At 57.1% G+C, this 26363-nt stretch carries 28 protein-coding genes and 1 tRNA gene; 11 read left to right on the top strand and 18 right to left on the bottom strand.

Going from position 1 to position 26363, the window contains the following annotated elements; genetic code table 11:
* Window positions 1–263: 263 nt before the first annotated feature.
* Both DWX63_RS06655 and lacG read left to right on the top strand, forming a co-directional pair.
* On the top strand, window positions 264–2039 hold the full coding sequence (locus tag DWX63_RS06655) for a lactose/cellobiose PTS transporter subunit IIB (RefSeq protein ID WP_117843191.1): 1776 nt from the start codon (window positions 264–266) through the stop codon (window positions 2037–2039).
* 70 nt (window positions 2040–2109) lie between these two features.
* Window positions 2110–3549, top strand: coding sequence for a 6-phospho-beta-galactosidase (lacG, locus tag DWX63_RS06650; RefSeq protein WP_117843190.1), 1440 nt, complete (start codon window positions 2110–2112; stop codon window positions 3547–3549).
* A gap of 401 nt (window positions 3550–3950) precedes the next feature.
* On the opposite strand, the gene DWX63_RS06645 is transcribed toward lacG, so the two are convergent.
* The 9 genes from DWX63_RS06645 to DWX63_RS06605 all read right to left on the bottom strand — a co-directional run bounded on the left by DWX63_RS06645 (window position 3951) and on the right by DWX63_RS06605 (window position 11509).
* Window positions 3951–5321 carry an ATP-binding protein gene (locus tag DWX63_RS06645; RefSeq protein ID WP_117843189.1) on the bottom strand — a complete coding sequence of 457 codons (1371 nt, stop codon included), beginning with the start codon at window positions 5319–5321 and terminating at the stop codon, window positions 3951–3953.
* A gap of 299 nt (window positions 5322–5620) precedes the next feature.
* Window positions 5621–5812: a hypothetical protein gene (locus DWX63_RS06640; RefSeq protein ID WP_199411133.1), complete on the bottom strand. Its 192-nt coding sequence runs from the start codon at window positions 5810–5812 to the stop codon at window positions 5621–5623.
* A gap of 105 nt (window positions 5813–5917) precedes the next feature.
* Window positions 5918–6190, bottom strand: a complete 273-nt coding sequence (locus DWX63_RS06635) for an HPr family phosphocarrier protein (protein WP_117716313.1) — start codon at window positions 6188–6190, stop codon at window positions 5918–5920.
* Window positions 6191–6328: 138 nt separating this feature from the next.
* On the bottom strand, window positions 6329–7015 hold the full coding sequence (locus DWX63_RS06630) for an RDD family protein (RefSeq protein ID WP_117716312.1): 687 nt from the start codon (window positions 7013–7015) through the stop codon (window positions 6329–6331).
* 3 nt (window positions 7016–7018) lie between these two features.
* Window positions 7019–8080, bottom strand: a complete 1062-nt coding sequence (locus DWX63_RS06625; RefSeq protein ID WP_233514495.1) for a M24 family metallopeptidase — start codon at window positions 8078–8080, stop codon at window positions 7019–7021.
* A gap of 116 nt (window positions 8081–8196) precedes the next feature.
* The gene (locus tag DWX63_RS06620) at window positions 8197–9555 is read right to left on the bottom strand and encodes a PTS sugar transporter subunit IIC (protein WP_117716310.1); all 1359 of its coding nucleotides are present in this window, start codon (window positions 9553–9555) and stop codon (window positions 8197–8199) included.
* Between the two features lie 39 nt (window positions 9556–9594).
* A complete protein-coding gene (locus tag DWX63_RS06615; RefSeq protein WP_199411131.1) occupies window positions 9595–9957 on the bottom strand; it encodes a PTS sugar transporter subunit IIB in 363 nt (120 codons plus the stop codon).
* A 93-nt stretch (window positions 9958–10050) separates the two neighbouring features.
* Window positions 10051–10470 carry a PTS lactose/cellobiose transporter subunit IIA gene (locus DWX63_RS06610; protein WP_233514494.1) on the bottom strand — a complete coding sequence of 140 codons (420 nt, stop codon included), beginning with the start codon at window positions 10468–10470 and terminating at the stop codon, window positions 10051–10053.
* Window positions 10463–11509 (bottom strand): aminopeptidase, encoded by a 1047-nt coding sequence (locus DWX63_RS06605; protein ID WP_117716308.1) that lies wholly within the window; start codon window positions 11507–11509, stop codon window positions 10463–10465. The genes DWX63_RS06610 and DWX63_RS06605 overlap by 8 nt, the downstream gene beginning before the upstream one ends.
* 280 nt (window positions 11510–11789) lie before the next feature.
* Between DWX63_RS06605 and DWX63_RS06600 the strand changes: the two genes are divergently transcribed.
* A complete protein-coding gene (locus tag DWX63_RS06600) occupies window positions 11790–12977 on the top strand; it encodes a MalY/PatB family protein (RefSeq protein WP_117843186.1) in 1188 nt (395 codons plus the stop codon).
* Between the two features lie 167 nt (window positions 12978–13144).
* Here DWX63_RS06600 and DWX63_RS06595 read toward each other — a convergent pair whose 3' ends face one another.
* On the bottom strand, window positions 13145–14602 hold the full coding sequence (locus DWX63_RS06595; RefSeq protein WP_117843185.1) for a transcription antiterminator: 1458 nt from the start codon (window positions 14600–14602) through the stop codon (window positions 13145–13147).
* Entirely contained in the window at window positions 14603–15055 is a 453-nt protein-coding gene (locus DWX63_RS06590; protein ID WP_117843184.1) for an HTH domain-containing protein, read from the bottom strand. It lies immediately after the preceding gene.
* Between the two features lie 259 nt (window positions 15056–15314).
* Here DWX63_RS06590 and DWX63_RS06585 point away from each other — a divergent pair, with 259 nt between their 5' ends.
* The 3 genes from DWX63_RS06585 to DWX63_RS06575 all read left to right on the top strand — a co-directional run bounded on the left by DWX63_RS06585 (window position 15315) and on the right by DWX63_RS06575 (window position 17407).
* Window positions 15315–16304: a D-isomer specific 2-hydroxyacid dehydrogenase family protein gene (locus DWX63_RS06585; protein ID WP_117716305.1), complete on the top strand. Its 990-nt coding sequence runs from the start codon at window positions 15315–15317 to the stop codon at window positions 16302–16304.
* Window positions 16305–16845: 541 nt separating this feature from the next.
* Window positions 16846–17112, top strand: a complete 267-nt coding sequence (locus DWX63_RS06580) for a type II toxin-antitoxin system Phd/YefM family antitoxin (RefSeq protein ID WP_117640149.1) — start codon at window positions 16846–16848, stop codon at window positions 17110–17112.
* The gene (locus DWX63_RS06575; RefSeq protein WP_158549313.1) at window positions 17102–17407 is read left to right on the top strand and encodes a type II toxin-antitoxin system RelE/ParE family toxin; all 306 of its coding nucleotides are present in this window, start codon (window positions 17102–17104) and stop codon (window positions 17405–17407) included. Before DWX63_RS06580 ends, DWX63_RS06575 begins: the two co-directional genes overlap by 11 nt.
* A 14-nt stretch (window positions 17408–17421) precedes the next feature.
* On the opposite strand, the gene DWX63_RS06570 is transcribed toward DWX63_RS06575, so the two are convergent.
* Window positions 17422–18186, bottom strand: coding sequence for a DeoR/GlpR family DNA-binding transcription regulator (locus tag DWX63_RS06570; protein ID WP_233514493.1), 765 nt, complete (start codon window positions 18184–18186; stop codon window positions 17422–17424).
* A gap of 206 nt (window positions 18187–18392) precedes the next feature.
* On the opposite strand from DWX63_RS06570, the gene DWX63_RS06565 reads away from it, so the two are divergent.
* Window positions 18393–19445, top strand: a complete 1053-nt coding sequence (locus tag DWX63_RS06565; RefSeq protein ID WP_117843183.1) for an aldose epimerase family protein — start codon at window positions 18393–18395, stop codon at window positions 19443–19445.
* A 326-nt stretch (window positions 19446–19771) separates the two neighbouring features.
* On the opposite strand, the gene DWX63_RS06560 is transcribed toward DWX63_RS06565, so the two are convergent.
* A complete protein-coding gene (locus DWX63_RS06560; protein ID WP_117637050.1) occupies window positions 19772–20254 on the bottom strand; it encodes a PTS sugar transporter subunit IIB in 483 nt (160 codons plus the stop codon).
* Between the two features lie 207 nt (window positions 20255–20461).
* On the opposite strand from DWX63_RS06560, the gene DWX63_RS06555 reads away from it, so the two are divergent.
* The 3 genes from DWX63_RS06555 to DWX63_RS06545 all read left to right on the top strand — a co-directional run bounded on the left by DWX63_RS06555 (window position 20462) and on the right by DWX63_RS06545 (window position 21684).
* Window positions 20462–20537, top strand: a tRNA-Thr gene (locus DWX63_RS06555).
* Between the two features lie 257 nt (window positions 20538–20794).
* On the top strand, window positions 20795–21304 hold the full coding sequence (locus tag DWX63_RS06550) for a hypothetical protein (RefSeq protein WP_117640364.1): 510 nt from the start codon (window positions 20795–20797) through the stop codon (window positions 21302–21304).
* Window positions 21305–21318: 14 nt separating this feature from the next.
* Complete coding sequence (locus tag DWX63_RS06545; RefSeq protein ID WP_117564756.1) at window positions 21319–21684, top strand: hypothetical protein; 366 nt, start codon at window positions 21319–21321, stop codon at window positions 21682–21684.
* Window positions 21685–21819: 135 nt separating this feature from the next.
* On the opposite strand, the gene DWX63_RS06540 is transcribed toward DWX63_RS06545, so the two are convergent.
* Genes DWX63_RS06540 through DWX63_RS06530 form a run of 4 tightly spaced genes read right to left on the bottom strand, consistent with a single transcriptional unit; the run spans window position 21820 to window position 24367 of the window.
* On the bottom strand, window positions 21820–22293 hold the full coding sequence (locus tag DWX63_RS06540; RefSeq protein WP_117583557.1) for a YhcH/YjgK/YiaL family protein: 474 nt from the start codon (window positions 22291–22293) through the stop codon (window positions 21820–21822).
* Between the two features lie 32 nt (window positions 22294–22325).
* Entirely contained in the window at window positions 22326–22463 is a 138-nt protein-coding gene (locus DWX63_RS11220) for a hypothetical protein (protein WP_158559629.1), read from the bottom strand.
* A 27-nt stretch (window positions 22464–22490) separates the two neighbouring features.
* Window positions 22491–23426 (bottom strand): hexose kinase, encoded by a 936-nt coding sequence (locus DWX63_RS06535; protein WP_117648435.1) that lies wholly within the window; start codon window positions 23424–23426, stop codon window positions 22491–22493.
* 59 nt (window positions 23427–23485) lie between these two features.
* Complete coding sequence (locus DWX63_RS06530) at window positions 23486–24367, bottom strand: aldose 1-epimerase family protein (protein ID WP_117843182.1); 882 nt, start codon at window positions 24365–24367, stop codon at window positions 23486–23488.
* Between the two features lie 157 nt (window positions 24368–24524).
* On the opposite strand from DWX63_RS06530, the gene DWX63_RS06525 reads away from it, so the two are divergent.
* The gene (locus DWX63_RS06525; RefSeq protein ID WP_089572399.1) at window positions 24525–25109 is read left to right on the top strand and encodes a hypothetical protein; all 585 of its coding nucleotides are present in this window, start codon (window positions 24525–24527) and stop codon (window positions 25107–25109) included.
* Window positions 25110–25184: 75 nt separating this feature from the next.
* Here DWX63_RS06525 and nagA read toward each other — a convergent pair whose 3' ends face one another.
* Window positions 25185–26354: an N-acetylglucosamine-6-phosphate deacetylase gene (gene nagA, locus DWX63_RS06520; protein ID WP_117646248.1), complete on the bottom strand. Its 1170-nt coding sequence runs from the start codon at window positions 26352–26354 to the stop codon at window positions 25185–25187.
* Between the last annotated feature and the right edge of the window lie 9 nt (window positions 26355–26363).

Genomic DNA, 26363 nt, shown 5'->3' with positions numbered 1-26363 from the left:
GTTTACCACCTAAAACCTACCGTTCACCGACAATCTTGCTTCCCCGAACGGCTTTTGTCGCCCAAATGTTAACGTTGCCATTGCGCAAATACAGAGCCACCGGGCGGCTCAAACGTTTACGCGTAAGGAATCGATGGTTCGCAGGCATAGGAACCACTGGTTCGCGTCTTTTTTTGTGTCGCAAAATGGCAACGTCAACATTTTGGCAACCGAACGCCAAAAGCTACCATCGTTGCTAACCCACCGACTCTTAGGAGCATTGCATGGAGCAACTCATCGCCATCATCGAAAAGGGCCAGCCCTTTTTCAACGCGATCGCCCGCAACAAGTACCTCAAGGCGATCCGCGACGGCTTTATCTCCGTCATCCCCATCATCATCTTCTCGTCCATCTTCTGCCTGGTAGCCTCGGTCCCCAACATCTGGGGTTTCTATTGGCCCGATGACATCAACAACGCCCTGTGGAAGTGCTACAACTACTCCATGGGCATCCTGGCCATCGCCTGTGCCGCCACCACGGCCAAGCACTTCGCCGACGCCCAGAACCGCGACCTGCCCAAGAACAACCAGATCAACTTTATCTCGTGCATGTGCGCGGCCATCATCGGCTTCTTGCTCCTTTCGAGCGACACCATCGCCACGGACGCTGCCAGCGGCTTCAACACCACCTACCTTGGTTCCAAGGGCCTGTTGACCGCCTTTATCGCTGCGTTTGTGACCGGCATCATCTACAAGTTCTTCATTAAGCGCAACATCACCGTCAAGATGCCCGAGCAGGTTCCGCCCAACATCTCGCAGACCTTTAAGGACATCATCCCCTTCTCCGTCTGCATCACCGTCTTTTGGGTCTTTGATATCGTCTTCCGTGCTGCCTTTGGCTTCTGCTTTGCCCAGGGCGTCATCCAGGTGTTCCAGCCCCTGTTCACCGCCGCCGACGGCTACATCGGCCTCGCTGTGATCTACGGCGCTATGAGCCTCTTCTGGTTCGTGGGCGTCCACGGCCCCTCGATCGTCGAGCCCGCCATCGCCGCCGCCCTCGTCGCCAACATGACCGACAACCTGGCTGCGTTCCAGGCCGGCCAGCACGCTTCCGCTGTCCTGACCCAGGGTGCCCAGTACTTCGTCGTCTGCATGGGCGGCACCGGTGCCACGCTCGTCCTGGTCTTCATGTTCTGCTTCCTGGCCAAATCCCAGGAGATGCGCGCCGTCGGTAAGGCCGCCATCGTCCCGGTCTGCTTTGCTGTCAACGAGCCGCTGCTGTTCGCCGCGCCCATCGTGCTCAACCCCGTCTTCTTTGTCCCGTTTGTTTTTGCCCCGATCGCCAACATCTGGATCCTCAAGATCTTTATCGACTTCTTGGGCATGAACGGCTTTATGTACACCCTGCCTTGGACCGTCCCCGGCCCCATCGGCACCATCATGGGCTTGGGCTTCCAGCCGCTCGCCTTTGTGATGCTCGCCATCATCCTGATCGTCGACTTTGCCCTGTACTACCCGTTCTTCCGTGCCTATGACGCCCAGAAGTGCGCCGAGGAGGCCGAGATCTCCCAGGAGGAGCTCGCCGCCAAGAACGCCGAGAAGGCTGCCAAGCTCAACGATGCCTTCCAGGGCAAGGCCGATGCCAAGAGCGTTGCCGCCGGCGCTGCCGCCGAGACCGTGAAGGCTGACGCCCCCGCCGCTTCCGCAGCACCCGCTGCCGAGGCTACGACCGCCAGCGACCTCAACGGCAAGCGCGTGCTCGTGCTCTGCCAGGGTGGCGGAACCTCGGGCCTGCTCGCCAACGCGCTGGCCAAGGCTGCCAAGGAGCGCGGCATCAATCTGGAGACCGCTGCCGAGGCCTATGGCAACCACGTGGATATGCTCCCCGACTTTGACCTGGTCGTCCTGGCCCCGCAGGCCGCAAGCTACCTGGCAGACCTGCAGAAGGACTGCGAGCGCGTGGGCAACAAGTGCGTCGCCTGCCGCGGTAAGCAATACATCGAGCTCTCCCAGAACGGCGACAAGTCTCTCGCCTTCGTAAGCGAGCAACTCTCGAAGTAAGTAACGCTCAGGGCCAGCCGACCATCCAAGACCGACTGGCACTTCGATTTAGACGATTGGATATTTCATCATGTCCGTTAATCCTGCTAGCGTCACCAACCCGCCTGCGCAGTTTCCCGAGGACTTTGTCTTTGGCGGCGCCACCGCTGCCTACCAGGTAGAGGGCGAGACCCGCACTCACGGTAAGGGCAAGGTTGCCTGGGACGACTTCCTGGAGGCCCAGGGCCGTTTCTCTCCCGATCCCGCTTCCGACTTCTACAACCAGTACCCCGTCGACCTGGAGCTGTGCGAGGAGTTCGGCATCAACGGCATCCGCCTCTCCATCGCCTGGAGCCGTATCTTCCCCGAGGGTACTGGCAAGGTAAACCCCGAGGGCGTGCAGTTCTACCACGATCTCTTTGCCGAGTGCCACAAGCACCACGTTGAGCCGTTTGTCACGCTGCATCACTTTGACACGCCGCTGCCCCTCTTTGAGAAGGGCGACTTCCTCAATCGCGAGACCATCGACGCCTTTGTGGACTTTGCCACCTTCTGCTTTAAGGAATACGCTGACCAGGTGACCTATTGGTTCACCTTTAACGAGATCTGGGCTGACGCCTCCAACACCTACATCGAGGGCACCTTCCCCGGCGGCGTCAAAGCTCATCTGGCCGAGGCCTTCCAGTGCGAGCACAACATGATGCTTGCCCACGCCAAGGCTGTGCTGGCCTTCCACAACGGCGGCTTTAAGGGCAAGATCGGCGTCATTCAGTCGTTAGAGTTCAAGTACCCGCTCAACGAGAACGACCCCGCCGACATCAAGGCCGCCAACAACGAGCACGTGCTGCAGAACCAGTTTTTGCTCGACGCCACCTTCCGCGGCGACTACGCGCCCGACACCCTCGAGTGCGCCAACCGCTTGGCTGCCATCTCGGGCGGTGCCATCGAGATTCTGGATGATGACCTCGAGATTATGCGCGAGGCAGCGCTCTACAACGACTACTTGGGCGTTAACAACTACCAATGCCGCTTCCTCAAGGCTTACGATGGCGAGAACGACCTGCACCACAACGGTACGGGCGAGAAGGGCACCGGCCGCTGGCGCGTCAAGGGTATTGGCGAGCATGTGAACAAGCCCGGCATCCCCACCACCGACTGGGACTGGATCATCTATCCCGAGGGCCTGTTCGATCTGCTCGTCTACATTAAGCAGCGCTATCCCAACTACAAGCAGATCTTCATCACCGAGAACGGCATGGGCTACAAGGACCCCTACAAGGACGGTTTTGTGGACGACCAGCCGCGCATCGACTACATCGAGCAGCACCTGCGCTGGTTGCTCAAGGCCATGGAGGTGGGCGTCAACGTGGGCGGCTACTTCCTGTGGAGCCTGCAGGATCAGTTCTCCTGGACCAACGGCTACAACAAGCGCTATGGCTTCTTCTACGTAGACTTTAAGACCCAAAAGCGCACGCCCAAGGCGAGCGCCTACTGGTACAAGCACGTGGCGCAGACCCGTCGTCTGGACTAGTGGCTTGCGACGAGCGGCATTGCCCCACTCACATAACTTGTCCCCATTTCTCAGCCGGGGGCGGCACGTCACACGGCGCGCCGCCCCCGGCCTTTGTGTTTGGGCGGACCGGGAGCCGTTTGTCTCGATCTGTAATATTTAGCCGAGTTTTTCGGTCCCACCTGTTACAGATTGAGACAAACGTGGAAGCCAGGCCGAAATATCTAAATCTGTAACACTTAACCCGGTTTTGGACGTCTAGTTGTTACAGATTTAGATAAACGTGCGAGCCAATCCCTTCAATCTAAATCTGTAACAACTAGCTTGTGTTTTCGCCCCTAGCTGTTACAGATCGAGACAAATAAAATAGACCGGGCTGACAATCTCAGCCGCATGCCCCCTTTTTGGCCGCATTCCACCGATCAGATAAAGATCGTCATATACAGAGGTAGATATATCCTATGCCCTTCAGCCCTGAGCTGTTTTGGGTGAAGAACTATCTCTTCTCCGACTCGTCGTTCGAATCGTCTGCCGAAATCGTCAAGCGAGATTGTTGAATACGATTTGGAAGATTTAACTTCAACAGGAGTGACCCGCGGTTTTCCAGCCGCGTCTTCAAAGCCGCGCGAAACAAGAAAATCAATTTCACGCGTTCTGGGCCGACTCCCCTCTGTTTTGGAAGGCTCCTGCCAGCTGTAATAAAAAAGCGAATGCCCCAGACTCTTAAGCTGCTGCGCCACGATGTTCTCGATTAGCATTCCTTTATTAATTGAAATTCTTCCAAATTGAATGTCTCTATGAACATCCATAAGGTCCGGACCATCATCAAACGCCAAGCTCACGAGCAGTCCCGTGTCCGCCATATAGCATTTAAGCGAAGACGCGTCCTCGTGCAGGCGGTAACCCACGCTCGGATCACTGCATAAATAGCAACGGTTAATCAGTCGCGCATCCTCAAGCCAGATTAACGCCGACTCATATGTCTCAAAACGGGACCCCTTCTCCAAGCTGTCAAATTTGAACCGTTTATTTGCCGCAGATAATTGACCCGGAATATCGTCATAAACCGCCAGCGCACGTCTAGCGTCCGAACCTCCAAACTTGGCAATGTCCTCCCTGTACAGTGCGATAATCTGCCGTTTAACCCTGTCGCATCCTCTAAAATCATTCTCTGCCACAAAGGAGTCGACCGACTGAGGCATACCACCGACAAGCATATACTCATCAAATAACCTCATGCACGTCGCATGAACGCCGTCCGGAAGCGCGGTCCGAGATTCGCGCGCTTTACGGATCTCTTCTGCATAAAGATCTTTTCCGGTCGCCCAAAGATACTCCTCAAAATCGAGGGGCTCGAGAGGGATTCTTTCTTCCTCTGACGGTATGACAATGCTATCGACATTCTTTTTGATGGAGACAAGAGAGCCAGTCTCGATGTAATCAAATCTGCCGTCTTCTACAAGATGCTTTATGTATTCGCGCGCGATGGGAAACCGCTGCACTTCATCAAAAATGACCAGCGACTCTCTCGGTTCGAGGGCCTTACCATACTGCAGCTGAAGCATGCGTAAAAAAAGATCGACATCTTCACGATGGTTCAGAAATATATCGAGCGTGGCTTTACTAGCAGCCGAAAAGTCAATGTACAGATAATCCTTGTATTCATTTTGCGCGAAGCACTTGACGAGCGTCGTTTTGCCAACGCGTCTTGCACCCTCAATAAGCACCGCAGTGCGCCCTTGCGAGCGTTCTTTCCACTCCTGCAGACGATCATATGCCTTCCGTTTAAACATAATCTCACCTCAGCATAATTTACGTGCTAGTTTACAAAAATACCGACCTTCAGATATATCTAATAATACAAAAATACCGAGCTTTAAATGAGCTTATAGCTACAAAAATACCGACCATTGCAATGGTTGAGACATACAGTAATACCGAGCTTTACGCATAACGGATGCTATGCCTCACCGTAAAACAGCTGCAACTCATCGCACAGGGGAACCTGCAATCTGCACGCGCACCTATTATGCGTCGTGATGATGTGAATACTCCGCAATGGCAGGGGCAAAAGCATCTCCCGCAGCACTCGCTAGCAGATAACCTGCGTATGCTCCTCGATGGCGGCGCGATCCTCATCGTCAATATCCGGCTCGCACACCACGGCGTCCAAATTGTCCAGGCGGCAGAACGTGCAGAAGTCACGCTTGCCGATTTTGCTGGAGTCGGCGATAAGATAGCGCGAACTATCAGGAACCTCGGCGGACGTGCCACTCAAACTCACAATAAAATGCCCCTCCCCGATCGCTCGGAGAAGGGCATCTGCATTGGCGTTCTTGCCAAAATCGACGGCGCGCAAGAACGCGCACCCGTCCGCATCAAGAGTGCGCTACTCGCCGAAACCGCCCTCAATAAGAGCGACCAACGCGTCAACGGCGGCAACCTCGTCGTCGCCCTCGGCACGCAACTCGACCTCATCGTTCTGGGTAATACCCGAGGTCATGATGGCAATCATGGACTTAGCGTCCTTGAAGTCACCATCCTTGGAGGCGTTGCGGACCTCAATCTTCGAGGCAAACTTAGCAGCCTCGGTCGCCAGCGTCGCTGCAGGGCGAGCGTGCAGGCCAGTGGGGTTAACGACCATAACGTTCTTGCTATACATTTCTAACTCCTTCGTCGTAGACCGACCAATTCATTTAGCCCAACGCGCGCGTTAGGCAAGGTAGAAGCATGCCGGACATTACGCATGCATACAACAAGTAGGCCGCGGACAACGTCGCCGCGGCAAATTCACAGGTGACTAGTCCTGATACAGCGGATGCCCCTCAGTGGGAACCACGCGCGTGCCAGCCAGGCAATCGTGAACGCACCGGCGCGCGGGGACGATCAGGAACATGAGCAGAGACACCGCTGTAATAATCATGCCCGCGATTTCCCAGTAATAATTCACGTCAACGCGGGTGACAAGCACCATTGTCTCGCGAATATATCGGGACACCACATACCCGCTGCCTTCGAGCAAAAAGCCAACGATAACCTGACGCCAAATCAAGCGTCCGACGGAAGGCAAGCCGCCATCAAGCGTTGCGACACGAACATGCGCGATGCGCTTGCCCGGCGTTTGCCCCGGCCACGCCAGCAACGGAATCAGCACAAAGTATGCGATAGCGGCGAGCACGCACGATAGTCCGACCACGATACCGACGCTCCAGGGATACCCCATTGCCTCAAACACGTACAAGTCGGGGAGCATCGCGTTCTTGTGGGTCAGCGCAAGATAAACCAACACGGCTGGCAAGCCAGAGACAATACCACCCAAAATCCAGTCGATAACGTACGCGTACAAACGCGACAGCGGGGGCGCCGGCAGAATCGAGGATGCATTAGCCTTCGATTCCTTGTGAATCTTGCTCACAGTGCTCGCCGCAGGAGAAGGCATCTGCTCCGCGGTCGCCGCACGCGGCCGTTCCTTGCGCTTTTTAGCCATGCGCTACCTCACATTCAGAATGCGCAGCTGCTTATCAGTATGGTTAAGCGGGCATGCAACGCCGTCTTTCAACAAGACGTCGTCTTCAATGCGCACGCCTCCGACTCCAGGAATATATACGCCCGGCTCGCAGGACATGATCATTCCGTTGTCGAGCACAATCTCACCAGAGGGGTTTAGCAGCGGCAAGTCGCCACCCATGCCGATACCATGACCAAGACCATGGGTGAAATACTCACCGTAACCCGCTTCGTTGATTACACGACGTGCGGCCGCATCCACATCGCGCGCCACCACACCGCAACGAATGGTATCGATGCCTGCAAGATGAGCATTCAAAACGGTCTCGTACACATGAGCCATCCGGTCGGTCGGGGCGCCCAGGAAGCACACGCGCGTCATATCTGACTGATAACCGTTGATCTGCACACCGAAGTCAATCAGGATCGGCTCATGTGCTTGGACCCGACGGTCGGTAGGACGGCCATGAGGCATGGCGCTGCGCTCGCCGGTGGCAACGATGGTATCGAACGACATTGCCTCGGCACCGGCGGCAATCGAGTAATAGTGCACGAGTGCGGAGATTTCAAATTCAGTCATATCCACGTGCAACTGCTCGATCACCTTGGCGTACACGTCATCGGCAACATCGACCGCATGCTGGACCGCAGCAATCTCAGCCTCGTCCTTGCGCAGGCGCATCAGCGCCATCTCGCTGCCCAGCAGCGTAGTGCCAAAGCCCAAGCCCTCCAAGTTGCGATACTCCGAGATTGAGATTTCGGACTCCTCGATGCCCACCGTGGCACAGCCGCACTCCTTGAGCGCACGCTCGAGCTCGACCAAATAGCTCTTCCCCTGCTCGTGAACACGGAACTCCAGATCGAACTCGCGACCCTGGGCCTCGTTCACATAGCGGCCGTCCATGATGAGAAAACCGCGGTCACGCGTGATGAGCACCTTGCAACCGCTACCGGTCAACGTGCCCAGGTAGCGCTTCATGGTTTTACTCTTGATCAGCAATGCGTCGAGCTCGTGCTCGTCCAAGAAGGTACGGATATTATTCACATGTGCATTCATCGAACGTAGCGCCTTTCAAAGGAGCCCGACAATGAAGTCTCCCCCATCGCCGGGCTTTCATACTTTCAAAATCAGCAGGTACAGGCGCCTGCTATTCCACTTGATTAGAAGTCGAGGTCAAGATCCTCGAGCAGAGCCTCGTCCTCAGCAGAGATCTCGGAATGTTTCTCGGCAGCCATACGAGCCTCTTCAGCCAATGCACGCTTCTCGGCAACCTTGCAGAAGGGGTAGTACACGATCAGTGCGAGGACCAGCTGAACCACGTTGGCCGCAATCGAGGTCCAAGACATGTTGGTCAGGAAGCCTTCCAGGAACACACCGACGTAAGGAGGCGTGAAGGTAGAGCAGGGTACCCAGCCCCAGCTCATGAACCAGAACGGGATGGAGGACAGGATGCCGCCGAAGATAACGAACGGGATAAAGAAAATCGGATTCAGAACAATCGGAGCACCGAACAGAATCGGCTCGTTTACGCCGAACAGCGACGGGATGAAAGCGATGCGGCCGATCTCGCGCTGGACCTTGGACTTGGAGAACATGAACCAGATAACAACGCCCATGGTCACACCCAGGCCGGTGAAACCGCCAAATGCGGACATGGGGCCAGGGGTGAAGATGTGGGTAGCGACACCACCGGCCTGAACCGCAGCGATGTTCTCAGCCAGGAACTGCGTGGAAATCGGCTGAACAATCGGCGACAGAACGGAGGGGTGAATGCCGAAGAAGAAGATGAAGCAGCGCAGGATGTGGTAGAAGGTAACCGCGAGCGGGCTGTCCATCGAACCGACGAGCGGGGCCAGGATGATCGAGAAGATCTCGTTGGGCATGATGCCGAAAACGCCCTGACACAGAACACGGATACCCAAGAACAGGCCGATGACGATAGCGGTGACCGGGATGATCTCGAAGGAGCTCGAGATGAAGTCGGGCACGGTATCAGGCATCTTGATGGTGAAGTGACGCTTCTTGCACCAACGGTACACCTCGACCGCGAGTAGCGAAGCGACCATGGCAACAAACAGACCCTTGGAACCCATGCCACGCAGCGCGATGCCGCCGGCCTCGTCCATTTCCATGCCGAGCAACAGGAAGGCAACGAGGGCCATGGACATGGAGCCGGGAGCGTCCAGCTCATAGGACTTGGCCAGGTGGTAGGCGGTAACGACGGAAACGAAGACCGACATCAGGCCCATGGAAACGTTATAGGCCAAATCGAAGTACTGGGTGTTGTTCAGAATCCAAACGGAGATGGGGTTGGTCTCGCCAATCATGTTGGGAATGGCGGCCGGGATCAGGCAGAACGAACCAATCAGTAGCAGCGGGGTCATGGCGATCATGGCCTTCTTAACTGCGGACAGGTGACGTTGCTTGTCCATCTTCTCGGCAACAGGGCCAAGATAGGTGTTCAGCAGGTTTTCGAATTTATCAAAGGCACTCTGCTTTTTCTCTACAGCTTCCGACATACGTCGCATCCTCCACTTCAGGAAATATCAAACAGGGGCTTACTGGTTTGCCTCGGCGGCCTCGCGGGCCATGTCAGCCTTCTTCTTGGCGATGAGCAGCTGCTTAAACACGGTAGCACCGTCCATCTTGCCGTAGGTCTCCTGATCGACGATCACGTATGGGATGTGACGAGGCTCAATCAGGGGCTTGATGGACTCGAGCTTATGGGCGATCTGAGGACCCATAATCAACGCGTCCATGTGGTCGACCTCCTGGTCCAGCAGGTCGGCAGCGATGGCCTTGAGCTCAAAGTCATCGTCGTTGAGCTTCTGGCTGTTGTGGATCGTCTGCTTGATGCAATCCATCAGCATGGTGGTGGAGAAACCACCGGCACAGCACAAAACGATGTTCATCTTTGCCATTGTTTATCCCTTTCTAACGGCAATTGAATACTGTTGGAGAAGGAACGGACCGCAGCGCTCGTAGCGCGCATCGCTCCTTCGCAGACGTGTTTCTTACGCCTGCTTGGCCTCGGCGTCACGCTCCTCGAAGATCTTGACGATCTCCTCGATGAGGTCACGGGCGAGCTGAGAGGTCATGTAGTGATCCTGGGCATGGACCATAAGCAGGCTCGCAGCGGCGGCGTTCTCCGCGCCGGACAGGGCCTGGGTAATCACCTCGGTCTGGGCGGCATGGGCGGCCAGATCGGCCTCCTTGGCTTCGGCAAGCAGCGCACGGGCGCCCTCGTAGTCGCGCTCACGCACGCAAGCGAGCGCGGCGAACGCCTTGCCCTTGCTGGCGCCGGCAGAGCCGATGATGGTCATGATTTGCTGTTCGTTGTTTTCCACCGGGATAATCCCTTTCTGCTCGGCGGGCACGTCACCGCTTTGACGGCGCGCCCGATTGAAACCGTTGACTGCCGAAGCGCTACTCAAAGCTCTTAAGCTCCTCATAGGTGACGCGATCGATCGAGGTTGCCAGCGCGCATACCAGATCGACTGCCGCGTCCAAATCGGCACCACGCATGACAGACCACGAACCGTGGCAGTAGCGCAACGGCACGCCGATCACCGTTGCCAGCTTGCCGTCTCCCACTAGATGAGCGGTGCCGGCATCGGTGCCGCCGCCCTTGAACAGGTCACGCTGGAAGGGGATGTTGTTCTTCTCGGCGGTGTCCACGATGAAGTGCAGCAGCTTCTCGTTGGGGACATGCATGCGGTCGTAGTGCACGATCATGGGACCGTGGCCGTTCTTGCGGCTGTTATTCCAACCGCGATCGAACTCGGGCGGATTAGCGATGTCCACTGGGATGACGATATCGGCATCCAGGTGCGCCGCAGCCGTCTGAGCACCACGGCAGCCAACCTCCTCGGAAGAGGAACCGGCGAACCACAGCTCGGCTGCGTGCGGGGTGTTGGCCAGGCGCTTCATGGCCTCGGTCACCACATACACACCGGCGCGGTCGTCGAACGCCTTGCCCAGCAGAATGTCACTCACGGGCTTGAGCTCGCACTCGGCCGCAAAGGTTCCCCAGTCGCCAATCTCAATGCCCAGCTCACGGACTTCTTCAGCCGTCTCGCAGCCAAAGTCGATGTACATATCGGTCGGAGTGCCGTCGGTATCGCGCTTGGCAAACAACACGCCGCGAACTTTCTCGCCGCTACGCGTCTTGATGCGCACAATCTGGCTCTCGACGCTGTTCTTACGCGGGCCGCCCACGCCGATCACATGAACCATGCCGATATCGGAAATATAGCGAACCATAAAGCCGGCCTCGTCCATGTGGCCGGTGAACAGAATGCGGACCGGATTCTCCTCGGTACCCGCGCTCTTAAACATGATCGAACCGAGTTTGTCGTACTCGACGGCGTCGGCGATATCGTCAAGCTCGGCATGCATGATGGAGCGGACCTCGCCCTCGCGGCAAGCGACAGCGTCGGCGTTGCTCAAGGCGAACATAAGCTCCTTGTTCATAGGTAACCCCCCTTGTGGTCGTATGGCGGCGCCCGTAGTGGCGGCGTCTGTATGCGAGTGTATCGACAGCGCGCCGCAAATGATGTATCCGGGCTTTCACCGTAGCGGTGAAACGGTGAAAGCCCCTCCCCTTTCACCACGGCCGTGCAATTACTGGGGATGGGGCTCCATATGCATCTTTGTCATACTTATCTGCAACATACGCCGCTGATGCGAACCACGCCGGCGGTGTGCGACCCACATCCGCGGGTCGCGCCTATATCGCCGAGGAGGATACCTTATGCCGGTTTACGACTTCGATTCCATGGCTGACCGCTCGCTCGATCACGCTCGCAAGTGGGACCCCGCCATCATCAAGCAGAAATTCCCTAAGGCTGGGGATGACTACATTCCCATGTGGATCGCCGACATGGACTTTGCCGCCGCCCCCGCAATCTGCACGCGTCTGGCCGAGGTAGCCCAAAACGGAGCATACGGCTATGGCTATGCGCACGACGGCTTTTACAACGCCGTCATCAACTGGCAGCGCCGCCGCCATAACAACGAGGTCAAGCGCGAGTGGATCACACTCGCCTATGGAACCGTCCCGACCATCCACTACCTGTATCAGGCATTCTGCCAGCCCAACGACTGCGTCATCCTCAACACGCCGGTCTACGACCCCTTTGGCTACGCGGCGCACAACAACGGGTTCCGCGTAATCGAAAACCCGCTCATCTATCGCGATCGCACCTATCGCATCGACTTCGACCTGCTCGAGGAACAGATGGATCGTTTCCGTCCACGCGTGCACCTGTTCTGCTCGCCGCACAACCCCGGTGGTCGCATCTGGACGCTCGATGAAATCACCCGCGTCGCCGAGATCTGCCACAAGCACAACTGCTTACTGGTGGTCGATGAGGTTCACTGCGAGCACATCATGGCCGGCTCGTTCATCTCGGCCCTGCAGCTGCCCGAGCGTTATCTGGACAACCTTATCGTACTCACCTCGCCCAACAAGGGCTTTAATCTGGGCGGCCTCAAGACTTCCTACTCTATGATCCCCAGCGAGCGCATCCGCACTATCTTCCGCCATCGCCTGGAGATGAACTCTATTACCTCTCCCAACACGTTTGGCTGCGCCGCCATCATCGCCGCTTACGATGAGTCCGAGGAGTGGCTGGACCAGATCACCGACTATCTGCGCGAGTCTTATGCACAGACCGCCGCCTTCATCGAGGAGAAGATGAAGGGTTGGGAGCTCATGCGTATGGATGCATCCTACCTACCGTGGGTGAACATCGCTGGCACGGGCGCCACGGCAACCGAAATCTGCAACCACATGGCAGCGAAGGCGGGCGTCATCGTGGGCGATGGCACCTTCTATGTCGCGAACGGCGCCGACTTCGTGCGCTTGAACCTGGGCATGCCTCGCAAGCTGGTCATCGAGGCCATGGATCGCATGGCTACCCACCAGCTCATCAAGTAGACCTCGCCCGCGTATCAAAGGCCCTCCTTTCATGCAACGCCCGCCCGAGTATGTGCTCGAGCGGGCGCTGTTATTTATGAGTTGAAATGTCGCGAAGCGACAAGCGAGAAGGCGACCACCCGACGGAGGGCCTTTTTGACGTAGCCACCCCCGCTTGTACGCAAACCCTACGCACAACGCAACAGGGCGTCCAAGAACTCCTGGTAGCTTTTTGCATGGGAGATGGCGCGCACAGCACCGGGCTTGAGTAGCACACCCGAGATGTAATTGAACAGCTCGCCAAAAAACGCCCGGTCATCACGGGTAATCGACAGCATGATCACCGCATGCACCGTCGCGTTGTTCCACGCAAGGCCGCGCGGGAACAGAGCGACCGAGATGGCAGTGCGCTTGGCGTCCATATCGAGCGGGTGTGGCATCGCGATGTCACAGTATGCACTGGAGCTGATGTCCTCACGCTCCAGTAGGCGCTCAGTAAAATTCTCAAACGCGTAGCCACCCTCGATCAGCGGCGCACTCATCTTGCAAATCGCATCGCGCCAATCGTCAACCTCGGGCTCGATCGCAAAGAAATCCTCGGTGAAGAAGGTGCGCATGCTGCACTCAAGGTTTGTCCGCAGGCGCGCCTTAAGCAGCGCTTCGACACGCTCACGCATCAGCGAAATATCTTGCTTGCTAAAGAACGGAGAGACATTAACCACCGGTACCGGGCAATACCCCGACAGCGGCACGGTTGAAATCACGAGGTCAACGCGCGAGATGTCACCCGCCGCGTCGATGGCAGGCACGATACCCTCAACCACCACACAAGCATCAAGGGCATCGAGGAAACTGTCGATATGAGTCTCGTAGGCGTTGTGACGTGTGCACACCACCAGCGCATGCAGTTTATCGGCATTGGCGCGCTGCCCCTCCACCAAGCACCCCACGTGGAGCGCGATGTAGGCGATTTCGTCTTCGTTGACAGAAACGCCGGTCTCCGCAGCGATGACATCGGCGACAAACACCGCAACATCGTAAATAAACGGTTGACTGCTCTTGATGGCCTCGAGCTGCGGGTTACGCAACAGCATCCCGCAGCGCACGCGGGATAGCATATTGGCCAGATGCAGAGAGAAACGAAGCTCAAACTCGCCATCGCTCAAATTAAGCCCGAATTGATCGTGCACGCGCTCCACAATCGCACCCAACAGCTCGCGCGCATGCCGGTGCTCCGGGTCACTTGGTTCAAAACGATTCGCATGAATCAAGTTTGCACCCAGCATCAAGCGGACGGCATCGCGATCGGCATCGGACACGAGCACAGAGAAAAGGTCCTCGATAGCCGCGCAAACCTCACCCGCCACCTCGTCAAGACCCTCGCGCGCCTCGTTACCGGCGGGCTGAGCCGCCTTGACCGTCGTCGGTACCGACTCGAACCCATTGCTTGTGCGCTCCACGAAGATGGCAATATGTATGATGAGGCTCGAGAGCGCATAGCCGTTGATGTAGAACCCGCGGCGCTTCAGGCATGCGTCGATGCGCTCCTGCAACTGCGCGAGGTCGAGCTTGGGGAAATAGCGATTGATAAGGTCGATTTGGCTGAAATAGTCCTTCGTCTCGTCAAAGATCAGCTGGTTGACCATCTACTTCTCACCCGATGCACTGCCCTCGATATACAGCGAGCCCGCGCGCGAACGCAGCACCAGGCCGTACCCGGACAACTCTCGTTTGATGGCAACCAGCTCATTATCGAGCGTCGCAAGCGAGATATAGAGGCTTTCCGCCAAATCAGCCGCGCGCACCTTGCGGTGGCGCATCAGCAGTTCAAACAGAATATAACGCTTGCGCGCCTCGGCCGTCTGCGGCACCTCGTTCGCCTGCTGCGACAGCAGCTGCGCCGCTGCTGTGGCATCCTCGATACGATAGCCCTTCGAGCTGGCAACAATCATGCCCTCATGGGTGCGATTCAGCGCGGTGATGTCGCTTTTGACAGTACGGGAAGAGCATCCAACCTGCGAAGCGATCTGAGACGCCGTGGTCCAGGACGCCCCGCTTTCGAGAATACGAACAATTTCCCTGCTTCGATCGGAACTCACGGCACCCTCCTATCATCGTCTCAGATAACTATACCTTCCGTCATAGGACCTGCCAATTTCACGCGCATTCAAATCTTTCACCGCGTAGGTGAAATAGCAATCGTGGAAGTGCTGGTTATGCGATGTTGCAGCACGAAAAACCTGCCTATTATCGTAACGACGATGAACGCGCCACGGGAACGGTATCCCCGAGCGCGGCGGACGGGCCACACGGGCACCGGCCGCGACGTATCATACGCCGACATAGAAAAGGAACGCTATGAACATCAGACTGTTCGAATTGCGCGACGACGAGGTCGCCGCCTACATGCGCGCTGCCGCCAATCTTCCAGCAGGCTACTCCATCTCCTTTGACACTCAAATCCTCTCCGAAGCTAACATTGACTCCGTTGCAGGCTGCGAGGGAATCATCATCAACAACAAATCCGTGATGTCCGCCGCTTTGGTGGAGCGCGCGCACGAGCTGGGCGTTCGTTACATCGCTATCCGCTGCGTCGGCTTCAACCACGTGGACGTCAAGCGCGCCCAGGAGCTGGGCATCAAGGTGTGCAACACCGCCTATCCGCCCTACGGCGTTGCCGAGTTCACCGTTATGCTCATCCTGATGGCCTTGCGCCGCTGCAAGGCCGCCATTTGGCGCCAGCAGGTGAATGACTACTCCCTGGACGGGCTGCTGGGCCGCGAACTGCGCACGCTGACCGTGGGCGTGGTTGGCACCGGCCGCATTGGTCGCACCGTCATCGACAACCTCTCCGGCTTTGGCTGCAAGATCTTGGCCTACGATCCCTACCCCAATGCCGAGCTGGCAAACCGCGACAGCCTCGAGTACGTTGACATGGATACGCTCGTTGCCAACTCCGACGTCATCACCCTGCACGTGCCCCTCATGGACTCCACCCGCGGCATCATCAATGCCGATGCCATCGCCAAGATGCGCGAAGATGTGACCATCGTCAACGTCTCGCGCGGTGAGCTCATCGACACCGATGCCGTCATCGAGGCGATTGAGTCCGAAAAGATCGGTGCGCTTGCTATGGACGTCTTCGAGGACGAAGTGGGCATCTACCATGAGAACCGTATGCACGACATTCTTGCCAACCGCAAGATGGCTTACCTACGCCAGTTCCCCAACGTGCTGCTCACCAACCACATCGCGTTCTACACCGATATCGATGTAAACTGCATGGTCGAGCAGGGCGTTGCCGCTGTTCCCGCTATGGTTGAGGGTACCTGTGCCACTCAATTGTAATCACACCCATTCAGCGCGATAGCGCACCGTAGCCCCCGTCGGAACTTAGGTCCGACGGGGATACTTTTGTTCTTGGGCTTTGCCTTCTCAGCATGATATGGGCTCATAACTCGTCGCAACGCGCCAGCGTGCAGAGCAATCTGGCAACGAAGGCGATGAACACACCACCGGATGAACTGCATCCTGGCCTTTTTGTTTTTAGAATCGTGTTGAGCGTGTCACTTGCCCCTGCTTGCAAGCCTGCTCCACCGGCCGCCGCGACTATCGCGCGCGATTGAGCACCTTACCAATCCCGATTGCATGGGCGCTGCGTCCATGCGCCTCTTTCCGTGTGGCGGATACGACCTTCCCGGTAGATGCCCCGCATCCTTGGTCGTATCTGCCTTTTTTGCTTTTGAGCGGCCCGCGCCGCACGTTTGTCTCAATCCGTAACATCTAACCGAACTTTTCGGTCCTACCTGTTACAGATTGAGACAATTCAGCGGCGCCGACAATTTTTTATGACGTGGTACAATTATGTCCCAATGCGAAGGAGATACCTATGCCCATCTGTGTGCCCGTCCGAGACATGAAGGACACTGCCACATTCACCGCGCTTGTTGAGTCCGAGCACGACGTCACCGTAACCAAGAACGGCTACGAGGCCATGCACTGCATCAGCAGCGACCAATATCGCCTCATGCAAGACGAAATCGCCAAAGCCAAGCTGCTGTCTCGTATAATGCTGGCAGAAAACGAGATATCGCAAGGCGACTATAGCGACTATGACACCTTCGCGACCTCGATACGAGACAAATATGGCCTATAACGTCGTAATACTCAAAAGCGCGCGATATGAGTACGAGAGTATCGTCGGATACCTTGCCCAAATCCTCAAGAATCCGCGCGCAGCGGGCAATTTTGTCACTGAGTTTGAATATCAACTTGATTTGCTTCGCGAGCAGCCGCTCCTACGACCTCTCTCACACATGCAAGAGCTGGCGGCACGTAATTACCGATCGTTTCCCGTCAACAACTACACCTGTCTTTACAAGTTTGAGCGCGAAACAATCTATATCGCCCACGTCTTTCACCAGTCACAGGACTACGCCCGCCTGGTCTAGCACGGCGGCACTCGCTAGCAAATGACTTGCGTGTGCTCCTCGATGGCAGTGCGGTCCTCGGCGGCGATACCCGGCTCACACACCACAGCGTCCAAATTGTCCAGGCGGCAGAAGGTGTAGAAGTCGCGCTTGCCGATCTTGCTGGAGTCGGCGATCAGATAGCGCGAGTCGGCCTTGCTAAAGGCGAGCTGCTGGATGCGGCCCTCTTCCATGTTAGACGTGGACACATCGCCGTTCAAAATGCCGTTGGCGCCGATATAGGCTGCGTCGATTCCCAGCGCGCGCAGGGTATCCTCGGCCATGGGCCCCACAAAGGCGGCGGTGCGGCGGCGATACATGCCGCCCACGAGGCACAGGTCGCAGTCTTCGCGCGCCTCGAGCAAGTTAAACACCGAAAGCGAATTAGTCACAATGCGCAGGCGAAACGCCGGCAGCATCGAGGCCATCTGCTCAACCGTGGTGCCCGTACCCAAGAAGATGGTCGAGCCTTCCTCGATAAGCTCCACAGCGCGGCGCGCGATCTGCAGCTTTTCCTCGGCATGCTTAGTGCGCTTTTCGCTGTGCGAATACTCATGGCGCAGCATAGCGTGGGGACGGCCCTGTGCACTGCGGGCTCCGCCGTGCACGCGCTCGATCTCGCCTAGGCTCGCAAGTTCTTCGAGGTCGCGGCGAATCGTCATGTCCGAAACGCCCAACGCATCCGAAATCTCTTTGACCGAGACCGTACCCTGCTCCTCGAGCAGCTGACGAACCTTATCCTGTCGCTCTGCCTTAATCACGATGAATCCTCGCCGTTCTTTGCGCGCATATCATTCAAACAGTAACGAACAAATTGTATCAGACTCGTACGCGTCAAAAATGAACGCCCGCACAGCTCCAATCATCACTTTTTTGAGAAAAATACCCCCAGCTTTAGTGGGGTGTAGTGATAATCTCGCCTGTTCGCGCTACAGTTTGTCGGAAATACCTCGATGTTAGGAACCAAATGATCACTTCCGAGCTTTTCGGCACCGCGCCGTGCGGTACCCCCGTTCATCGTTACACCCTCGACGGGCCCGAGATCTGCGTTCGCATTATGGACTATGGCGCCACGGTGCTTGGTATCGATGTGCCCGACATTCCCGGCAACGTGCGCGATGTGGTGCTGGGCTTCGATAAGCTCGAGGATTACTTTGACAACCCCGCCTGCTTTGGCGCGACCATCGGCCCTGTGGCAAACCGCACCGCTGGCGCCACGATCGCCATCGACGGCACGGACTGGCATATGCCCGCCAACGAGGGCGCCAACAACCTGCACAGCGACCTTAAGCACGGCCTGCACAAACGTGTGTGGGATGTTGAGCTCGACGAGGTCCATAACGCCGTGCGCATGACCACCTCGCTTAAGGACGGCGAGCTGGGCCTGCCCGGCAACCGAACCTTTACGGCCGTGTTTACCGTTACGCGCACCGGCGTCTTCCGCATCGATTATGGCTGCGAGAGCGACCGCGCCACCTACGTGTCCATGACCAACCACACGTACTTTAACCTTGCCGGCCATAACGCCGGCATGGACTGCGAACATTTCTTTGTCGCCAACGCCGCCCACTACCTGCCCATTGATGACCAGAACATTCCCACCGGCGAGATTGCTCCGGTCGAGGGCACGCCGTTTGACTTCCGTGAGCTGCGCCCCGTCGCGCCTGGCATGGAGGCCGACGATCCACAGATTAAGCAGGCCCGTGGCTACGATCACTGCCTGTGCATCGATGGCTATCAGTACGGCCGCAACCTGCGCCGCGCGATGCACGTCGAGGAGATGTGGACCGGTCGTGAGATGGACTACTACACCACTGCCCCGGGCGTGCAGCTCTACACCGGCAACTGGCTGGGCGACGAGCACGCCAAGGACGACGCCAACTATGGTTGGGGCGCCGGCTTTGCCCTCGAGGCCGAGATGTACCCCGACACGCCGCACCAGCCTCTGTTCCCGCAGGGCATTGTGGGCCCGGGCCATCCCTACAGCAATGTGATCGAATACCACTTTATGAGGCACTAAGCCCGCAACGCGACATATCGCACAGCAGCGCCCGCCGGCACCACCGCCAGCGGGCGCTTTTTCATCTTTTAGGCTCGTTTTTTCTGTGACTGTATGAGTGACATATCAAAACTATGCCCATTTACTACGTTTAGCCCGGGATGCTCGACCATGCACCGGTTTTTGTTACATTTGTGAGCAGTATACCTGCGGTTTTGTTTATCTCAAATTCGACATGCTCGACGATAGCCAATCAAACGTAGTAAATGGGCATAGTTTTTGACAGGCGGCATCGCGCGCGTCCCTCGCAAGGGCAAAATGATCCGTTTTCCTCCGTCCCCAAGGGATCAGTTGAACAGATTGCCAATGGGGTCGGGGGCGGAACTGGGGAGATAGCGGATTTCTAGCTCTATGCCGAGCTTTTGCAACTCTTTGAAGGCGGCGATGTCCGTATCGTCTACGGCAATGGTAGGCGTTGCAGAGCGCTTGCCCTCCCCTGCCTGCATATGGCCAATGCTGATCTTGGTTATTGGCACACCACCCTTAACCAGCGCGAGCGCATCGGCGGGTGAGGCCACTATGATCAAGATCCATTGACGCGGCGTTGCGGTATGAATGATGTCGATAGTCCTTTGCACCGAGAAAAACCGCGTCCAAACGCCTTCTGGCACCGCCACCCTCATTGGTGCCCATTGGCGCGAATCCGCCGCGATCTCATCGTTGACGATTAGGACAAGGTTGGAACCCACGGCTTCGTTCCACAGCTCAACGTCTTGCCCGTAAATGAAACGGTCATCGATACGCGTAAGAAGAATCTTGGGTTGAGCCATGGCTGCCCCATTCTGTTTGAGACCCATACGAGCGGGACGTCGACCACCAACTCAACAGCAGGTCAAGTAACAAATGGGCACTGCAGACATCACGCCTCTAATATTAGTGCATTTAAAGTGAGAAAAGCCGTCAGAACACTTGCGCGGATGAGCGATGTCCCGTATCATAGACAGCCGTTGACGCCTCAGTTGCGTCACCACATGGCCGCCAGCGTAGCTCAGTTGGTAGAGCACCGCTCTCGTAAAGCGGGGGTCACCGGTTCGAGCCCGGTCGCTGGCTCCATTGCACAAGATAGCCGCCTTCGGGCGGCTTTTTTGTTTTCGATTTTGAGTGCGTGTGTGCCAATCCAAGCATCGCCACGTCAACAGCGGCCCACTCGGTGGACTTCGGGTTTAATGCTTAGGGGCGGGGATTTACCAAAGTGAAATCTTAATGAAAAGAAACCCAGCTGCAACAATTGCCATGATGAGGGCTCGAATTGGCCATATAGATCTAAAATGGTCACAATATACAAATGTCGAGAGACATTGGGGATATAGATGAAAAGAACTAAGGGTTTTCTCTTGTTGGTATTGATGCTGCTCGGACTGTTCTGCCTGAGTGGCCCTTCTTGGGCCAAGGCTGCCTGTCCTGAAGGTGAGCCTCAGCAGTCTTATACGGGCAACCTGCTGATAACTGCTAAGGAGGGCGATGCCGACTCCCAGTCTGGGGTAAATCCCCTTGCCACTTTTGAGGGGGACGGCGGAACGGTCAAGCTTGACCATATTGGTAGCGGGATTTTGAGGTGGCAAGTTCTTCCGGACAAAATTGCGAACGATCCCTTCTCTTTTGCTGGAACGATATATCTATACAAGGTTGTGAGCGGAAAACAAAAATACGTCGATTGCTATCCGACAAACGGGTCTGGAATTGCATTCACCGGCATTTCAGAGCAGATTGATACACATGTACGAAAGGGAACCTATGTGGTGCGTTGGGTTGGAGCTGCTGCAGGTCCGATATGGATTGCGGTCTTGCGCCCCGATGTCCAAATAGGTTTCTCTCTCTAGACGGGAAGTTGCTCATGGACGCCATATATGACGGGGATGACTGGGTCGATCATTATACTTGGCGCCTGGTCGGCTCGAACGACAATGGGGATGTGGTGTTTGATGGACTATGTCCAAAGCATCTCCATCCTTTTGTCTCGTCGTTAATTGAGAGTTCCGCTCGTGTTGCCCCCTACAGCTCGGCATCGCTTCATGATACGGACGTTTTGAAGACCATAAGGGAATCAATTGACGATGGCACGATGAGCGGCCCGCTGTTTTCTCGGCTTGTGGGGCTAGATGAGATTGGCTCGAAACGACTGCTTGCGGGCGAAAAAGTGGAACTCACTTATCGGTCGATGATTTCAATCCTGCGGCTAGCCGATGTTCTTCGCAAATAAATGAGGCTTCCCTATTCAAAAACAGAAAACCCCGCCAAACGTGATTTCCCTAGGGAAAACCCGTTTGGCGGGGTCCTAGCGTGATTTCCCTAGGGGAATCACGCCATCAGACGAACAACTCAGCCGAGCAGCTCGCTACTCCTCCCAGTAGGCGTCGGCAAGCAGCTTAAAGCAGATCTTCTTGATCGGTTGTGCGCCATCGCCCGGGAACTCGAGCGTGGGCATGTGAGGCTCGCCGGCAACGAACAGCGCAAACTTGTCGTCGGCAAGATCGCCGGCGATCGAAGCGTCGGAATCGACCAGATCGTAGTCGTCCTTCTCGTCAAACTCCTGAACCAGCGTCAGGCTGCCCGTGGCGACCTTAAAGGCCTCGCGACCCTCGACGTCGATCTGCAGGTCGTGATAGCGCTGATGCGTCTCATAGTGAGCCTCGGCCTCGGGACGCGTCGTGGGAGCCATGACGTTCGCATAGACCTTGTCGCCCAGAATCGGATGGCTGCCGACCTCGAGCTCTGCCGGGTCGTTCTCCTCGAGCCAGTCGATCAGCACGTCGAGGCCCTTGAGCATTCCGCGGTACTCCTCGATATCGCCCAATGCACCGTAAATCATCTAAATCCCCTCTCGGATCGCTTCTTTGGCGGCTAATCGGCAAACGCGTTACCGATGCTGTTGCCACCCACATACGCCTCGACCAGGGTAAGGTCGGGATTGAACACGACAAACTCGGCGTCGCGCCCCAGCATAATGTTACCGCACTTGTCGTCGACATGAGCTAGCAAGCAATGCCGGGGCCGACGCCCAGGCTTTTACAGCTCGGTCACGACAACGCCGTTGTAGACCTCGTCCCAACGGTCCATGACCAGATGGCCGGTCATGGGATCCATGGCATTGAGCTTGCCGCAGGTGTTGGCGGTACGCAGCACCGTCTCGTCATCCGCGCCAGCAGCAATCGCATGCGCGAAGCCGGCAATGGTCGAATCGCCAGAGCCCGTAGCGTTAACGGCGGGGATATCGGGGGTCTTGGCGCGGAATGCACGGCCATTATGGAAGCCCACGGAGCCGGCAGCGCCCATGGACACGACGACCCAGGGGATATCGGAGAAGCGGGCATCAGAGGCGAGCGCGGCGCGGAGCTCGTCCACATCGTCGGTGGTAAAGCTCGTGCCCAGAAGGCCGTTAATCTCGGTCAGGTTAGGCTTGACCAGCTCGGGCTTAATTTCGGACTTAAGGGCGGCCTCGAGCGAAGCACCCGAGGTATCGAGCAGCACCTTGGCGCCGGCGTTCTCGGCAATACCCGTGATCTTGGCGTAGTAGCCTGCCTCGACACCACGGGGCAGCGAACCCGAGATGGTAACGACAGCGGCCTTGCTCGCAAGCTCGGCGAACTTGGCGGTAAAGGCATCGAGCTCCTCGGGGGCAATCGTCGGGCCGCTCTCGAGTAGCTCGGTCTGGTTGCCGGCGTGGAGGATGTTAAGGCAAATGCGAGTCTCGCCCTTGATGGGTACAAAATCATTCTTAATGCCGTTGGCATCCATGAGCTCGGCCATGTAGGCGCCCATGTGGCCGCCGAGTAGACCGGTTGCCACAACGTCGTCGCCCAGCTGACCCAGTACACGGGCCACGTTGAGACCCTTGCCGCCGGCGGTCTTTTCGGGCGTCACACGGTTAACGTCGTCGATAATGAGCTCATCGAGCTGATAGCGTGTATCGACGGACGGGTTCATCGTAACGGTGAGGATCATTTTTAGCTCCTTATCTCGCAGGCTCCTTGTGCCTCGCGATACGAGTCGACAAAACGGAATTACAGAATCTCAATCGTGAACGAGCGAACGACGGTCTCCTTGGGCTTGGCGACAAGGCAGCCACGCTTATGCTCAAGCACGTCGTCCTCATCGGAGCAGGTCGAAAGGCCGCCCCAAGGCTCAACTGCCACAAAATCACCCTCGGGCTTGCTCCACACAATGAGATATGGGAAGCCCTCAAAGCTCAGGCGAACGCCCTTGTCCTCGCCCTTTTTGGAAATCGTGACCTGGCGGCTCTCGAGCACGTCAAAGATGGTCTCCACAAAATCGAAGAGCTCGTGCGACAGGGGCAGCGTCTTTCCCACCATGGGGTTCTTGGAGCGCTTGTCCACGTCAATCAAGCCAGTCGAAGGGACAGCGGTGCAAAGCTCTGCAGCCTCTTCTTTCTCAAAGCGCAACTCGTAGTCCGTATAGGCCTCGCCCTCATCGAGCGGGCACCTAAAGCCGGGATGCCCACCGATAAAGAACGGCATGTCCTCGGTGCCCTCGTTGGTAACCTCATAGGAGACACGCACGGCGGCGTCCTCGAGCGTATAGCGGGCGACGAGCCTAAACGGATACGGATAATCGCTCAGCAGCGCGGCGTTATCCTCCGAAGCCAGGCACATAGCCAACTCGTTCTCGCCTTGGCTCAGCAGCTTCCACTCCTGCTTGCGCGCAAAGCCGTGGCGAGCGAGCTTTACATGATGCCCGGCAAACGTCATGGCGCTGTTGTCGCGCAAGCCTCCGCAAATCGGGAAGCAAATCGGCGCCTGGCCGGACCACACGGTGGGATCACCCTGCCACAAGTACTCGCGACCTCCGGCCTCAATCGAGGTAAACGAGCCACCAGCCGTGGAAACCTTAATAGAAATCGAATCGTTGGAGAGAGCGTATTCCATTACCCATCCTTTCGAACAACTGCTTTATTTCACGCAAGCGCCCGTTTCAATCCTAACCATAGAACAAACCCGCACGCTCATCGATGCGTCCGGTATCCCGGCCATGTAACGGGGTACCATACAGACATTGATGCAATTACAGCTGAAAGGCCTTCTTATGCGAACCATCATTCTTTATGCCTCACGCCACCACGGCAATACGAAAAAGCTCGTGGACGCCATCGTCGAGGCGCACCCCGAAATCGATACCCTCGACGTGAAAACACTCGGCAAAAACGAGTATCCCAACCTGCACGAATACCATCTGATTGGTGTCGCCACGGGCATCTATTACTCCGAGATCGACAAGGACATGGCACGCGTGCTCACTAACGTGTTGCAGCCGCAGGACAAGGTGTTTGGCCTTATGACCTACGGTGGCAAAAACAAGTGGTACGGCAAGGATATCGATGGCATCTGCCGCATGAGGCAGGCCATCTTTATGGGTGTCTACGGCTGCCCCGGCTTTGATACGTGGGGGCCGTTCAAACTCACCGGCGGTGTCCAAAAGGGGCACCCGACCGCTGAGGAAATTAAGGGTGCCGTCGACTTCTTCGACAAGATCGAAGACGAGTATGGAGACATCATCGTCGAAGAGTACGCCAAGCGCGAGAAGCGCCTAGCATACGAGAAGGAGCATCCTGCAGGAGGCCTGGTGGCCGGCGTTAAGCGTACGGCAAAGAAAATCGCTAGCAAGCTGTAACTGTAAAGGTGCTTTTGAGCGTTTAACCCGTACGGCGGGTCCGAGCAGATTCGGGCCCGCCGTCTTTTTCTTTCGTTACTCGGTAAAGGCGTTGCCGACGCTCTGGCCGCCAACATACGTCTCGACGAGGGTGAGCTCATGGTCGAACACGACAAAGTCGGCGTCGCGACCCGGCATGATGCTGCCGCACTTATCCTCGATGTGCGCGGAGCGTGCCGGCACCTCGGTTGCCATGCGAATGGCGATATCGGCGCTGGCGATGCCCCAGTCGACGATGTTCTTGACGCCCTGGGCAAGCGTGAGCACCGAGCCGGCAATGCTCTTGCCATCGGCGAGCCAGCACAGGTTGTCCTTCATGATGACGTCCATGCCGCCGCTGGTGTAGCTGCCCTCGGGCATGCCGCCGCAGCCCAGGCAGTCGGTGATGAGTACCGTGTGCTGCCAGCCCTTGGCCTGCAGCAGCGCCTTGATGGCGGCAGGGTTTACGTGCTTGCCGTCACAGATGATCTCGGCGTAGGTCTCGGACGTGGACATAGCAGCACCCACGACACCGGGCTCACGGTGATGCAGCCCGCGCTGGCCGTTATAGGTATGCGTAAAGCAGCTGGCACCGGCGTTGATGGCAGCGATGCACTCATCGTAGGTGGCGTCGGAGTGACCGATGCTGGTCACCACACCCTTGGCGTTCAGAGCAGCCGCATAAGCAGCGGCACCGTCGCGCTCGGCCGCCATGGCGCTCTTAACGATGCGACCGCCCGCAGCCTCCTGCCACTGATCGAAGACCTCCTCGGAGGGGTCGATCAGATAAGCGGGGTTCTGCGCGCCCACGTGCTTCATGGTAAAGAAGGGGCCCTCCAGGTAGATGCCCTGAATGCGAGCACCGCAGAAGTCGGGGCCGCGACCCTCGTCCGCCTGGGCGATGGCGGCGCAGGCGTCCTTAATCTGCTCGACGCCATCGGTGAACGTCGTGGGCAGCCAGCTGGTGGTGCCGCGACGGGCGAGCTCGGTCGAGCTGATATCGATGCCCTCGGGATCGTTATCGGTAGTCGAGTGGTTATAGAAGCCATGGATGTGGGTGTCGACCATACCCGGTGCGATCCACGATCCCGTGTAATCCTTAATCTCGCAAGAGGGCTCGTCGGCCTGCCAGGCGCCAAAGACGCCATCCTCGACCATAAGATAGCCGCCCAGTTGCGGGCCTGCCGGCAAGAAGAACTTGTCAGCCTTAATTGCGTACGTGCTCATATGCACTCC

Origin of the sequence: Collinsella sp. AF20-14LB, from assembly GCF_003459505.1 — a bacterium.
In the GTDB taxonomy this organism is placed as follows: domain Bacteria; phylum Actinomycetota; class Coriobacteriia; order Coriobacteriales; family Coriobacteriaceae; genus Collinsella.
Note: the sequence above shows the minus strand (reverse complement) of the source record. Positions and strands in the feature narration are given on the sequence as shown.